Consider the following 12,777-nt stretch of genomic DNA (forward strand, 5'->3'; position numbering starts at 1 on the left):
CTATAATATGTTATTAATATAATTATACAGCATATATTATAGTGATAAATGAAGATTATTTAATACAACTGACAAAATGATACAGTATCCTGTTCCATGTTTTTGACATGTAATACGTTTTTAACATCCCTGCCAATGGGTATAGTAGATATAAATCTATTAATAATGGGAGGATTTATAAATGAACTTCAAGAAATATTTACTTGCCGGCGGTCTGGCTTCCATATTGGTATTAGGCGCCTGTGGAGATGATGCTGCAGATGAGTCTGCAGAAACTTTGGATACTGAAGGCGGCACCGAAGTGGATGATGAAGGCACCTCTGACGGCCCTGTCGAAACCATCCAGGATTCAGGTGAAAGTGTAGACGAAGATGAGATAGACCATGATAGTACGGAGACGGAAACTGAAGCTGATAACACTGCAGATGATGCCGGTGATGAAAACCCGGATGAGGAAGACTCGGAGTGATAAAATCATAAGGGGCTGATGATATTGGCTGATAAGCGAAAAGTCCACCCTGAAAAAGATGAGAAGAAAAATGCATTGGGGTTCAGTTGGATCGTACTCATTGTAAGTGTCATTGTTCTGGTCGGCGGCTTCATATGGCTGCTGTTATAAAAACCATCAGTGCCCGGGAGTGACCAGCTCCCGGGCTTCTTTGTGATCATACCGGCATAAAAAAAAGCGCTGTTCATTTCATATGAAATGAACAGCGCTTTATATCAAGGTAAGCCGACAGCGAGAATCGAACTCGCATCGCAGCCTTACCATGGCTGTGTTCTACCATTAAACTATGTCGGCGAAAATTTGCAATGGCTTGATTGCATTACTTATACATTATAGCAGTGAATGTCAAAATCATAAACACCTTTTTGCAACTTTTCATTAAATAAAGTGGTAAAAATCCACGAAATCCGTACCAGGAAATTTGAGAGGTGCCGGCTCCCCTCACCCAGCGGGCTCCAGATCGGCACACTCATCAATTTTTGAACAGGACTTTTCTCTTCCAGCCACCGAATTTATAGTACAGATACGCAAATGCGCTGCTGATGATGAAACTGACACCCATTCCGATCCCGATACCGGTCTCCCCATATATTGAAGAGAAAATATCGGCCAGCGGGAACCTCAGGACCCAGAACGAAATGATGTTCAGTATGAGCACCTGATACATCGCACCGGATGCCCGTACGATACCGTTCAACACGAAATTCAATCCGAGGAATGGATAACACAGTGCAACTGTCCTCAAGTAGGTCGTACCGAATGCCACAGCCGCTTCATCCTGGATGAACAATCGAATGGCATGCTCTGCAAATATGATTGCGAGGATGGCGACAGTGACCATCAGGCCGAAGTTGTACAGTGAAGCGTATCTTGCTATTTTCTTCACCCGCGACCAGTTGCCGACACCGATATTCTGCCCGGCCATACTGTTCACTGCGGTGCCGAGTGCCATCGCTGGAAGCATGATCAGGCTGTCCAGCCTCTGGGCCGCACTGAAGCCGGCAACCGTGTCGCTGCCGAAGCCTGTCACAACACTGAGTATCGCAGCAATGCCCGCATGGATGACTGCCATCTGGAGACCGCCCGGTATGCCGAGTCCAAGTATCAGGCTGACCTCTTCTTTCTTCGGCAGTGATGGACGGCTGAAAGGAATCAGCCGGTGCCTGAATGAATGCTGGATGCTGTACAGGAAGGCGAGCCCCTGGGAAATGACGGTAGCAAGCGCCGCACCGACGATGCCGAGATCAAGCACGAACATGAAGAAAGGTGCCAGTACAGCATTCATGATGACCGCAATCAGGACGATCCTCATCGGCGTCTTGCTGTCACCGAGTGCACGGAGCACCGTATTGATAAAGTTATATCCGAATAAGAAGAACATGCCGAGGAAACTGATCTGCAAATATGTAACGGCCATGTCCATGATGGCTTCCGGCGTGCCGATCAGGCGCAGCAGGGGTTCTGCAGATATGTAACCGGCGATTCCAAAACCCACCGACATCATCGACATGATGACGATGAAAGCATTCAAATAATTCCGGAGCCCCGCATCATCGCGGCGTCCGTATTGCTGGGACAAAATCGTGAGGGCCGCATTGTTCAAGCCGAGTATGAACGACAGCACCGTCACAAGAATCGTCGTCGCAACCGCCACGGCGCCAAGCGCCTCTGCCCCGAGGATGTTCCCGACCCAAAGGCTGTCGACGATCTGGAATGATGTCTGCAGAAGGTTCGTCAGCATGATGGGCCCTGAGAATAAGATCAAGGGCTTTAAAATCGGCCCGGTCGTAAAGTCATATTGGTTCTTTTTCATCTTTTCACCCACAAAAACTTTTAAGTACAATGTTATATTATAAGACCTTCGGCCATTTAATGCTAAAGAACCGGTTTGTATATACAATTCGATTCATCTCAATAAAAATGGAAGTGCATGTTCTGCACCTCCATATATAAATCATATGAAATCTAAAAGATCAATTTCACGTCTCCGATTTATCTGCCAGATGAGCTGTACCCAGTTCCATCACATCATCGAGAGACAGATCATTCAGCCTTTCATCCTGAGCTTTGGCCAATTTTTTGACACCGGCATGATTGGCCTCGTCACTGAATATGTCGATGAACAGCTGTCCTCTGTCGGTGAGGTGCGCTTTACTTAAGAAATGCCAGCTCCCGCCGGCGGCGCTGCACTCAAATTCAGCAAGCCCATGCTCCCGCATCAAATCGTATTGATGCAGATCGGCGTCATTCACCATTTCAACGAGCGCATTCGATTTCTCGTTCCCCTTCATATCCTTCGCGAGTTCTATTATACGGTCCAAGTTACTCTTGTGAGTCGATCTCTCCATTAGTCTCCTCCTAATATCATACTTATCAAGTATATCAAATAATGACACAAAAGAGGCTTTTATGGTTTACATGCACCGCAGCGGAGACCCTTTCCCTAACCATTTATTGATTATTTCCAACCGTATTATTAACTTTATATAATTTCGTAGTTGTCTCTTCCTATATGCAGCGCCATTTTTTTAAGATGCTTTTCCACCACTTTATCGAATTGAGTTGTATGTTCTTTATCAGTTAGGATTGGAAGTCGTATTAAGTTTTTGTCATCTCCACTAATTGGGTTGAAATCTTCGTAATAAAAATATTTATCATCATTTAATACCTTAACCAATATATTAGCCAGACCTAAACTGTCTACCTCGATAGTAAACTTAGTAGTATCATTACTTTCTTTTTCACTGTCTTTCAACAGATGATAACTGATTAGGGGTTTATTATTATATAACACTTCTATTGTCTCACCTGTTTTATATGGTTGGAATTCTTTCACCCCGTCAGGATTCTCAACATGTTTTTTAACATCGGCATGAACATTAAACCTGTCACTTACAGCTCCCACAATGGAGGCATATTCTTTCAGCAGTTTATCCAGATCTTTTTCTACAGCCTCCCGCTTGAGCTCCCTTAACCGCTCCTGTTCTTTAGCCCCATCATACTTCGCTTGAATGCTGTCTAATTCATCAATAAATATCTGCTTATAGTCCATCCATTTCACCCCCTGAAGTTTACAGTATATATTTTGAATCTATTTCAATTATTATATTTGCCAATAAAAAAATATGTATTCTATAAATTTTTCCAATTACTTATAGTGTCTTCATAAAAAGCATTCATGAATCCTTTAAACAGGTCAAACTTTTAAAGGTTAATCTTTATTACCCTGTCACCTCTATAATGTAACTCAATTCAGGCACAAAAAATGCACCACCATTTCAAGTAATTTGAAATGATGGTGCATATGTAAACGGACAGCGAGGGATTTGAACCCTCGATACGGGGTTGCCGTATACACGCGTTCCAGGCGTGACAGTTAATCCACAATTGAAGACCAATTTTATATCTATTAAGTGTCTCATTCATGCCTTAATTTAATCGGTTCTCAGCGTCTTTGTATACTTCTTTCTCTGAACGTTTCCCAATTGCCACTATCTCGATGATTTCTATATTATCACCGTCTTGTCGAAAAATTATTCTCAAACCGGCTTTCTTATACTTAAGTTTACGGCAATGTTTTAACTCACCACGAAGTTCTTGCCCGGCGCTCATGCCCTGTTCTTGAATTCGTCTTAAACCTTTATTGATTAATTTCTTTTGGCTACCGTCTAAATTCTTGTATTCTTCCTCTGAATAGACGTTGAAATGAAGATGATACATAGGTTATTCCCAACCATCATCTTCATGAAGTTCATCCGAAGATAAATCGTATCCTATTACTTCATTGACTGGAACACGGCCACGGTCAGAATCGGCCAGGCGCGATTTCACTTCCATTTCATCTATACGCTCATAAAGTGCCTCAATTTCATTATTTAAACTTTCATACTGTTCCTGGGTAAGGATGACTCCGACCACTTTATTACGATTAAAAATGTAGACTCCGTTGTTCAGTTCTTCAGCTTCTTTAAATATATCCATTGGAGCTCGTTTAACATCACTGATACTTTTATGTGGAACGTCTAATATTTTCATGATTTAAGCCCTCCCAGTTAAATGAAGATTTTTTATTCATATATTATTTATACTTATTATAGCACTTCTTAAAGTCTTTTAAAAGTACTTTCAGGGCTGGTGAAAACCCTTTTCTCCATCATTTGTGTTGATTAAGGGAAACGGATTCTGCTGTTTTCAATCAATAAAAGCCCTATTTATCGAATAAGTTTCGATAAATAGGGCTTGATGAAGCCTATCTTTAAGTTAGTTATAAAAGTACGGACAGCGAGGGATTTGAACCCTCGATACGGGGTTGCCGTATACACGCGTTCCAGGCGTGCGCCTTAAGCCGCTCGGCCAGCTGTCCACAATAAAAATAGAAGTGCGTTTTACACTTCTAATATGACCCCTACGGGATTCGAACCCGTGTTACCGCCGTGAAAGGGCGGTGTCTTAACCGCTTGACCAAGGGGCCATGGCTCCACAGGTAGGATTCGAACCTACGACCGATCGGTTAACAGCCGATAGCTCTACCACTGAGCTACTGTGGAATATTGACAAAAGCGGGTGATCGGAATCGAACCGACAACATCAGCTTGGAAGGCTGAGGTTATACCATTTAACTACACCCGCATGGTGCTTTAAGGGCGGCTGATGGGGATCGAACCCACGAATGCCGGAACCACAATCCGGTGTGTTAACCACTTCACCACAACCGCCATTCTGAATGGTCCAGGACGGAATCGAACCGCCGACACAAGGATTTTCAATCCTTTGCTCTACCGACTGAGCTACTGGACCTGCATATGTACTCAAAAAAAAATGGCGGTCCCGACGGGAATTGAACCCGCGATCTCCTGCGTGACAGGCAGGCATGTTAACCGCTACACCACGGGACCACTGAAAATAAAAAAATTGCGGGAGTTGGATTTGAACCAACGACCTCCGGGTTATGAGCCCGACGAGCTACCACTGCTCCATCCCGCGGTAATATTATTAATGCGTTATTTAACGCCTGAATATTATATTATACTTTCTTCGAAGGTTTTTCAAGTGTTATTCACCATGTTTTAATAACAAATTTACACTTTCTTGATTATTGCCGGTGATAATTATCCAACCGCCATTATGGGTATTGCATATATAAACATGTTAGGAGGATGAGAATGGAAAAGAATCAGGATGTCAAAATGTCTTATTGGAGTGCTTCCGTGGACCTCCCCCAGTTCCCGGAACTGGAGGAGGACATCGACACCGAGGTGCTTGTCGTCGGTGCCGGCATCACAGGGATCATGAATGCCTATCAGCTCATGCTGAAAGGTTATGACGTGACTATCATCGAAGGAAATGAAATCTTAAGCGGTACGACGAAAAATACCACCGCAAGGGTCACTGCACAGCAGGGGGTGCTCTACGGACAGCTGGCAAAACAGATGGATGAAGCATCCGCCCGTAAATATTATGACTCCCAGATGGCTGCCATCACCGAGATGGAAAACGTGGCAGTGAAGCACGATATCGACTGTGACTTCAAACGTGTGGACACTGTGATATATGCGGTCAATGAAGAATCCATAAAAGAGCTGGAACAGGAAGCGGAGATGTATGACTCACTCGGCATTGAGGGTCACCTGTCCAAAGGGGAACTCAAACTGCCGTTCGAAACCGTTGCTGAACTGGTGATGAAGAACCAGGCTGAATTCCATCCGCTTAAATTCCTAAAAGGTGTGTTGGATGTCGCAGTGGACAGCGGCGTCAAAGTATATGAACAGACGCGCGCAAAATCAGTCGACGAAAACACTCTCCATACTGAAAACGGTCAAAAGATTAATTTTGAAAATCTTGTGATTGCCACCCACTTCCCATTTCTTGATTTTGATGGTTTTTATTTCAACAGTTTCAAAATCAGCTACGGTTACGGCCTGGTCACCACAACCACCACCCCTCCGCCTGAAGACATCAATATGGCCGGATATGATGGACCGGGTCTTTCCTTACGGAACATCGTCAACCCGTCGAAAGAAACTCCGACGGTGCTCTTCGGCGGAGCCGGTCATATGTCATATGAAGATAAAGATATGGATAAGCAGCTTGAGGTATTGAAATTGTATGCAGATCAGATGACGATGAACGAAGAAACGCTTTATGCCTACCGTGCCCAGGATCTGATGACCGGGGATTCACTGCCGTTCATCGGCAAGTTCCAGAAATCCCACGATAACCGTTTCGTCGCGACTGGCTTCAATAAGTTCGGTATGACGAACGGCGTTTTGTCATCGATGATCATCAGAGATTTGATGACCGGGGATGATAATGAATATGCAGACCTGCTCGACCCGCACAGGAAGCAGACGGCCTTCCAGCAGCTGAAGCAGCATATCACCAATCCACTGCACATCATCGAGTCTGAAGCAAAGAATATGACGGATTCCCATCCGGATATCGAATCGATTGAACTCGACAGCGGCCAGGGCACCGTCGCCAGCGAAGGTATGAAGAAAAAAGGCGTCTACCGTGAAGACGATGCCTACTACGTCGTCTCCAACCGCTGTACCCATATGGGCTGCAGCCTCGGCTGGAACGGCGAGGACAAGACTTGGGACTGCCCTTGCCACGGCTCCCGCTTCAACTACGACGGCAAAGTGATTGAAGGACCGGCCGTCGACGATCTCGATATGGAGATCAGACGTTTGGATTCATAATAAAATGACTTTAAATCACTTCAATAAAATTCGTTAAGATAAAACCCTACACCACTACTTCTTTCTTAAATAATTAAAGAAGTAGTGGTTTTTACTTAATCACTTTATAAATATTAAAAATTCAGATATTTAGTTTATAAATTCCTATAAATGTATTATACTGGAATTATAAGAAAATATATCTATACATATCAGGAGGCGTAGGTTTTGGCAGAAGAAGAGAGAAGGCAATTGGATGAAGAAAGACGAAGATTGGAGCAGGAAAGACGAGAATTTGAAGCCCAAAAACAGGGGCCTGGTAAGAAAAAGAAAGGCGGATGTCTCAAGTGGGCATTAATCATTTTCGGTGTCTTAATCTTGTTCGGTGCATGTACAGCCATGATTACAGATGATGACCCGGTTGACGAAGAAGCACAAGAACAATCCTCCCCTGAAGATGACACTGCGGAAGAACAAGGCACCGAAGAAACAGAAGAAGCAGAAACCACTGAAACAGATAGCGGAGAACAGGAAGAAACCGCTACAGAAGATGAAGAGGTTGTTGAAGAAGAAGAGGCTGATGAAATTGTAGGTATCGGAGAACCTCTGGAAGTTGATGGTGTAGAATTCACTGTGAATGAGTGGTACCAGTCAGATACTGTAGGGTCAGATTTCATGGTATCAGAAGCAAATGACACTTATATCGTCATGGATGTATCAGTTGTAAATAACCAAAATGAAGCCATTACTATCGACAGTAACTTCTTTAAAATCATAGAAGGCGAAAGAGTTTTTGAACCGGATTCTTCAGCTTCTATGGATGCAAACGAGGATGATATCGGCTTGTTTTTAGAGGAGATCAATCCAGGATCATCACGTACAGCCAATGTCGTTTTCGATGTTACACAAGATGTAGTTGACAGCAGTGAAAAGCAATTACAGGTGCAGTCAGGTTTCTGGGGAACGGAAACGGGCATCATCAATCTTCAATGACTTTAAGAGTCCAATCATTACTGATTGGACTCTTTTTTTACTCTATATTATTTAAAGTCATTTTTCTCCTTTCAAAATTCTGGTATAATATATATGTTATTTTACAGGCTGGTATATCACTGGATATAAGGAGCCATTGAGAGGATTGTACTATTATGAAAGAAAATTTTTGGCATGAGCTCCCCCGCCCGTTCTTCGTGCTGGCGCCGATGGAGGATGTGACGGATGTCGTATTCCGCCATGTCGTGGCCGAAGCTGCGGCACCGGATGTCTACTTCACCGAGTTCACGAACTCTGAAAGCTACTGCCACCCGGAAGGGAAAGCGAGTGTGCGCGGACGCCTGACGTTCACTGAAGACGAGCAGCCGATTGTCGCCCATATATGGGGGGACAACCCGGATCATTTCCGTGAAATGAGCATTGGCATGGCCGAGGCCGGATTCAAGGGGCTCGACATCAATATGGGCTGCCCTGTGCCGAACGTCGTCGGAGACGGTAAAGGCTGCGGTCTGATCCGGCGTCCGGACGTTGCCGCGGAATTGATTGAAGCCGCCAAAGCGGGCGGCCTCCCCGTCAGCGTGAAGACACGTCTCGGCATGACCGACGTGGACGAATGGCATGACTGGCTCAGGCATATACTGGAGCAGGATATTGTTAACCTGTCCATCCACCTCAGGACAAGGAAGGAAATGAGCAAGGCGGACGCGCACTGGGAACTCATTCCGGAGATCAAGAAACTGCGTGATGAAGTCGCACCGAACACGCTGCTCACGATCAACGGCGACATCCCCGACCGTGCCAAAGGGCTCGAACTCGCGGAGAAGTACGGCGTAGACGGCGTCATGATCGGCCGGGGGATCTTCAAAAATCCCTACGCTTTCGAACATGAAGTAAAAGAGCATACGAGTGAGGAACTTTTGAATCTGCTGCGTGTCCACCTCGATCTGTTCGATGAGTACTCCGAGATCGAGCCTCGCAAATACACACCGCTCCACCGCTTCTTCAAGATTTATGTCAAAGGGTTCAGGGGTGCTGCGGAACTGAGGAATGCACTCATGAATACCCGTTCGACCGATGAGGCAAGAGCATTGCTCGACAGTTTCCAGCACAAATCTACAGACGTTTAAATCTTCAAAGGAGAGATGTTCATGAGATATGTGGCCCTTCTCCGCGGCATCAACATCGGCGGAAGAAATAAGATCGATATGAAAACCCTTAAAACCACTTTCGAGAAGGCCGGCATGAGAGACGTCGTCACCTACATCAATTCCGGCAATATCATCTTCACCGATGACAATACCCCGGAAGAGGCGCTCCCCGGCATACTTGAAGCGGCGATTCAGGAGGATTTCGACCTGGATATCAAAGTGCTAGTGCGCAGCAGTACAGAGATCGAGGCGATCGGTGCGTCACTTCCTGAATCATGGCGGAACGATAAAGAGATGAAAAGCGACGTCATGTTCTTATGGGAGGATATTGATGACGCCTCCATCATGGACAGCTTGAAGATACGCCCGGGCGTCGACACCGTCATATACAGCCCCGGCGCAGTGCTCTGGTCCGTGTGGAAGCGGGATGCGGACAGAAGCGGCATCTCCAAAATGGTCGGCACCGACATTTACAGGCATATGACCGTGAGGAATGTGAACACCTTCCGTAAAATCCACAGTTTGATGACAGAAAAATAACCCCTGACGGGGTTATTTATTTTGGTCATAATATTCAGCCATGGCATCCCGCATGAATTCAGCAAGGCCGCTGCCGTATTGATCGATGTTCTTTTTGAACCTCTCATCCTCGACATACATCTCCCCGAGTCCTTTGAACATCTCCGGAGTGTAGTCGCCCATTTCATTAAGGAAGTGATACCACTCCCCTATCCTGCTCTGCGCCTCAACCGATGCGGGATCCATATGCCTGATGGCTGCAAGGCCCAAGTATATTTCATCGAATCTTTCCTTTGCATGTTCAGGGCCCATCTGTTCAAGCTTTTCCCCGGCCTGATCGACCGCTCCATCACCCCAGCGCGCCCTCGCCTCCGCTTCATAAGGATTGCGGCTGAAATCGATGCCTTTGAATTTATCCGCATTCGTCATTTCAATCTCTCCTTTCAAGTCTCTGATCGTCAGATCAATCGTTTCAATCATTTTAGAAATGCGCACCTTCTCTTCTTGCAGCATTTCTTTCTGCATCATCAGCGCCTCTTGCTGGTCATAGTCCGGGCGGCTGAGGAGCTCTTTTATATGGGAGAGCTTGAAACCCAGCTTCTTGAAGAATAAAACCTGCTGCAACCGGGCAAGGTCCGCATCCGTGTATTCACGGTAGGCATTCTCCCCCGACCGCTCCGGACTGATCAGACCGATATCATCATAATGATGCAGCGTCCTGACGCTCACCCCCGTCAGTGCCGCCGCTTCCTTTATTTTCATGTCCCCACCTCCCTTAATTACAATTTAACCTATGACGCTGCGTCAGGGTCAACACTTTTTAATTACTTTAAGTATATGTAGTATAATGAAGAGCAATGATTTTTAAATGAAGGATGTTCAATATGAGGCAGAATCGAAAATTCGATGTCAGTGCACTTGATAATAAAAGAAACCGGCGGATGATCAAAAAGCTCGGCTGGCCTGGACTTGTACTCATCATCGTCATAGCCGGCATCACCTATCTCTTTTCAGGGACGGAGAATGATGGGGAGGAATACACACTCGGTGTGTTCCATGAAGTCACCGTCGATCAATTCATCGACGGCGATACGACGCGTTTCAATTTCAACGGCAGCAGCGAAAGCTTCCGGTATTTGATCATCGACACGCCTGAGGTGCGGACAAATTCAGGCAGGCCTGAGCCCTACGCCGTCGAAGCGTCAGAGAGGGTGCGGGAACTTCTGACTGAAGCGGATACTGTGGAAGTCGAATTCGATGTGGGTCCCCTGACGGATGATTACGACAGATATTTGGCCTACATCTATGCAGATGGGAAAATGGTCAATGAAATACTCGTCCGGGAAGGGCTCGCCGAGGTGAGGTATGTACATCCGCCGAATATGAGCCACCTGGAGCGCCTTGAAGAGGCGGAGGCAGCCGCGCAGGAGGAAAATGCCGGCATGTGGGCGGAATGAAAAGAGCACCAGGGAAATTACTCCCGGGTGCTCTTTCATTTCATAAAGCTTCACTTTTCGACAGTTTCTTTTTCTGTATCAGGCTTTTCGATCCATTCCTGCGACCAGTTTTCAATATCCCTCAGTACAGGCTCTAGTGATTCACCCTTTTCAGTCAATGAATATTCAATGACTACAGGTGTTTCCGGATAGACATCCCTCTTGATCAGACCTTCCTGCTCCATATGCTTCAGTCTGTCGGATAAAACTTTCCCGCTTACGCCGATTGCCGACTGTATTTCACCGAAGCGCCTTGGTGCGTCAAGCATCTGATATATGACGAGCGCAGTCCAGCGCTGACTTAAAATATTAACAGCCTTTTCAAAACGAGGGCACATTTCACTTTTAACTTGCCTCATAGCTATCACTTCCTTTTCAAGTATTATATCATATGTACCTTTCTTTTAAAAGATAAATACATAACTTGATTATATCAGTTGTTTATATTATACTTACTAACGTATAGTAAGTTAATGAGGAGGATATAAATGAATTTCCATAAAGCACCCGTAAATTATGTTTCTGAAGTAACAATAAATGTAAGTGATTTGAAAAAATCTCTGGATTTCTATCAGGAAGTCATCGGTTTCAAGGTGAAGTCCCAGACAGGTAAAGAAGCAGAACTGACTGCAGACGGCAAAACCACGCTGCTCAGACTGGTTGAACCTTCAAATCCTATAAACAGACACCGTACAAGTGGATTATACCACTTTGCGATCCTTCTGCCCGACCGTTCCGACCTTGCGGCTTTCATCAAACATCTGGCAGAGAAGGATGTCCGGCTCGGCGCTTCCGACCATGCCGTCAGTGAGGCACTCTACCTTGATGATCCGGATGGCAACGGTATCGAAGTATACCGTGACCGCGCACCGGAAGAATGGTCCTGGAACAATGGCGAAGTCCATATGGTCACGGAACCCTTGAATGTACAGGATGTAATGTCGACTTATAAAGGACAGCCATTCAACGGCCTGCCTGAAGACACCGTCATGGGTCACCTGCACCTTCATGTGTCCAATATAGAAGATGCCGTGAAATTCTACACAGAAGGACTCGGCCTTGAAATGATTTTAAGATTCGGACCGCAGGCGGCATTTATGGGCTTCGATAAGTACCACCACCATATTGCGGTGAACGTATGGAATGGTGTCGGTGCACCAAAACCTGCCAAAAACAGTGTCGGTCTGAACCACTATATTATGAAGTATCATACTGAGGAAGCGGTCGAAGAGATTGTGAACAATTTGAAATCCCTTGGCTACCCTGTTGAAGAAACACCTGAAGGCACCTTCTCCGAAGACCCAGCGGGCAACAGAGTCAAAATCAGTGTATAATTTCCCAATGGATTCTTATATATTCAATTGACAACGATTCTCATTTAGAATATAATTCTAATTGAAAATGATTATCAGTTAATAATTATTGGCCCCCCAAAA

General features: G+C 45.4%; 15 protein-coding genes and 9 tRNA genes. 8 read left to right on the forward strand and 16 right to left on the reverse strand.

Annotated features, from left to right (window positions below; all coding sequences use genetic code 11):
- Positions 1-181: 181 nt before the first annotated feature.
- Positions 182-469 carry a hypothetical protein gene (locus CRN96_RS04255; RefSeq protein WP_097039464.1) on the forward strand — a complete coding sequence of 96 codons (288 nt, stop codon included), beginning with the start codon at positions 182-184 and terminating at the stop codon, positions 467-469.
- Positions 470-487: 18 nt separating this feature from the next.
- Positions 488-619: a hypothetical protein gene (locus CRN96_RS13445; RefSeq protein ID WP_281254118.1), complete on the forward strand. Its 132-nt coding sequence runs from the start codon at positions 488-490 to the stop codon at positions 617-619.
- 112 nt (positions 620-731) lie between these two features.
- Here the strand turns inward: CRN96_RS13445 and CRN96_RS04260 are convergent.
- The 14 genes from CRN96_RS04260 to CRN96_RS04325 form a co-directional block, all read right to left on the reverse strand.
- A tRNA-Thr gene (locus CRN96_RS04260) sits at positions 732-802 on the reverse strand.
- 178 nt (positions 803-980) lie between these two features.
- Entirely contained in the window at positions 981-2,321 is a 1,341-nt protein-coding gene (locus CRN96_RS04265; RefSeq protein ID WP_097039466.1) for an MATE family efflux transporter, read from the reverse strand.
- Positions 2,322-2,487: 166 nt separating this feature from the next.
- Positions 2,488-2,856 carry a hypothetical protein gene (locus CRN96_RS04270; protein WP_097039469.1) on the reverse strand — a complete coding sequence of 123 codons (369 nt, stop codon included), beginning with the start codon at positions 2,854-2,856 and terminating at the stop codon, positions 2,488-2,490.
- Between the two features lie 134 nt (positions 2,857-2,990).
- Positions 2,991-3,560 carry a hypothetical protein gene (locus tag CRN96_RS04275; protein WP_097039471.1) on the reverse strand — a complete coding sequence of 190 codons (570 nt, stop codon included), beginning with the start codon at positions 3,558-3,560 and terminating at the stop codon, positions 2,991-2,993.
- Between the two features lie 377 nt (positions 3,561-3,937).
- Positions 3,938-4,228 (reverse strand): type II toxin-antitoxin system RelE family toxin, encoded by a 291-nt coding sequence (locus CRN96_RS04280; protein WP_097039472.1) that lies wholly within the window; start codon positions 4,226-4,228, stop codon positions 3,938-3,940.
- A 3-nt stretch (positions 4,229-4,231) separates the two neighbouring features.
- On the reverse strand, positions 4,232-4,543 hold the full coding sequence (locus CRN96_RS04285; protein ID WP_097039474.1) for a hypothetical protein: 312 nt from the start codon (positions 4,541-4,543) through the stop codon (positions 4,232-4,234).
- A 240-nt stretch (positions 4,544-4,783) separates the two neighbouring features.
- Positions 4,784-4,871, reverse strand: a tRNA-Ser gene (locus CRN96_RS04290).
- A gap of 36 nt (positions 4,872-4,907) precedes the next feature.
- Positions 4,908-4,979: transfer RNA gene (locus CRN96_RS04295), tRNA-Glu, on the reverse strand.
- 1 nt (position 4,980) lies between these two features.
- Positions 4,981-5,055 (reverse strand) — tRNA-Asn (locus tag CRN96_RS04300).
- Positions 5,056-5,066: 11 nt separating this feature from the next.
- Positions 5,067-5,137, reverse strand: a tRNA-Gly gene (locus CRN96_RS04305).
- A 13-nt stretch (positions 5,138-5,150) separates the two neighbouring features.
- Positions 5,151-5,223, reverse strand: a tRNA-His gene (locus CRN96_RS04310).
- 9 nt (positions 5,224-5,232) lie between these two features.
- A tRNA-Phe gene (locus CRN96_RS04315) sits at positions 5,233-5,305 on the reverse strand.
- 22 nt (positions 5,306-5,327) lie between these two features.
- Positions 5,328-5,403: transfer RNA gene (locus CRN96_RS04320), tRNA-Asp, on the reverse strand.
- Positions 5,404-5,419: 16 nt separating this feature from the next.
- A tRNA-Met gene (locus CRN96_RS04325) sits at positions 5,420-5,491 on the reverse strand.
- A 179-nt stretch (positions 5,492-5,670) separates the two neighbouring features.
- On the opposite strand from CRN96_RS04325, the gene CRN96_RS04330 reads away from it, so the two are divergent.
- The 4 genes from CRN96_RS04330 (at position 5,671) to CRN96_RS04345 (ending at position 9,866) form a co-directional block, all read left to right on the forward strand.
- On the forward strand, positions 5,671-7,206 hold the full coding sequence (locus CRN96_RS04330; protein WP_179647090.1) for an FAD-dependent oxidoreductase: 1,536 nt from the start codon (positions 5,671-5,673) through the stop codon (positions 7,204-7,206).
- 207 nt (positions 7,207-7,413) lie between these two features.
- On the forward strand, positions 7,414-8,178 hold the full coding sequence (locus tag CRN96_RS04335) for a DUF4352 domain-containing protein (protein WP_245844538.1): 765 nt from the start codon (positions 7,414-7,416) through the stop codon (positions 8,176-8,178).
- Between the two features lie 155 nt (positions 8,179-8,333).
- Entirely contained in the window at positions 8,334-9,305 is a 972-nt protein-coding gene (locus CRN96_RS04340; protein WP_097039478.1) for a tRNA dihydrouridine synthase, read from the forward strand.
- A gap of 21 nt (positions 9,306-9,326) precedes the next feature.
- On the forward strand, positions 9,327-9,866 hold the full coding sequence (locus CRN96_RS04345) for a DUF1697 domain-containing protein (protein ID WP_097039480.1): 540 nt from the start codon (positions 9,327-9,329) through the stop codon (positions 9,864-9,866).
- Between the two features lie 12 nt (positions 9,867-9,878).
- Here CRN96_RS04345 and CRN96_RS04350 read toward each other — a convergent pair whose 3' ends face one another.
- Positions 9,879-10,607 (reverse strand): MerR family transcriptional regulator, encoded by a 729-nt coding sequence (locus CRN96_RS04350; protein ID WP_097039483.1) that lies wholly within the window; start codon positions 10,605-10,607, stop codon positions 9,879-9,881.
- 122 nt (positions 10,608-10,729) lie between these two features.
- Here CRN96_RS04350 and CRN96_RS04355 point away from each other — a divergent pair, with 122 nt between their 5' ends.
- On the forward strand, positions 10,730-11,302 hold the full coding sequence (locus tag CRN96_RS04355; protein WP_179647091.1) for a thermonuclease family protein: 573 nt from the start codon (positions 10,730-10,732) through the stop codon (positions 11,300-11,302).
- A gap of 50 nt (positions 11,303-11,352) precedes the next feature.
- On the opposite strand, the gene CRN96_RS04360 is transcribed toward CRN96_RS04355, so the two are convergent.
- A complete protein-coding gene (locus CRN96_RS04360) occupies positions 11,353-11,700 on the reverse strand; it encodes a winged helix-turn-helix transcriptional regulator (protein ID WP_097039488.1) in 348 nt (115 codons plus the stop codon).
- 129 nt (positions 11,701-11,829) lie between these two features.
- Here CRN96_RS04360 and CRN96_RS04365 point away from each other — a divergent pair, with 129 nt between their 5' ends.
- Positions 11,830-12,675, forward strand: coding sequence for a VOC family protein (locus CRN96_RS04365; protein ID WP_097039490.1), 846 nt, complete (start codon positions 11,830-11,832; stop codon positions 12,673-12,675).
- Positions 12,676-12,777 lie beyond the last annotated feature (102 nt).

It is taken from the genome of Salinicoccus kekensis (assembly GCF_900220995.1).
GTDB classification, from domain to species: domain Bacteria; phylum Bacillota; class Bacilli; order Staphylococcales; family Salinicoccaceae; genus Lacicoccus; species Lacicoccus kekensis.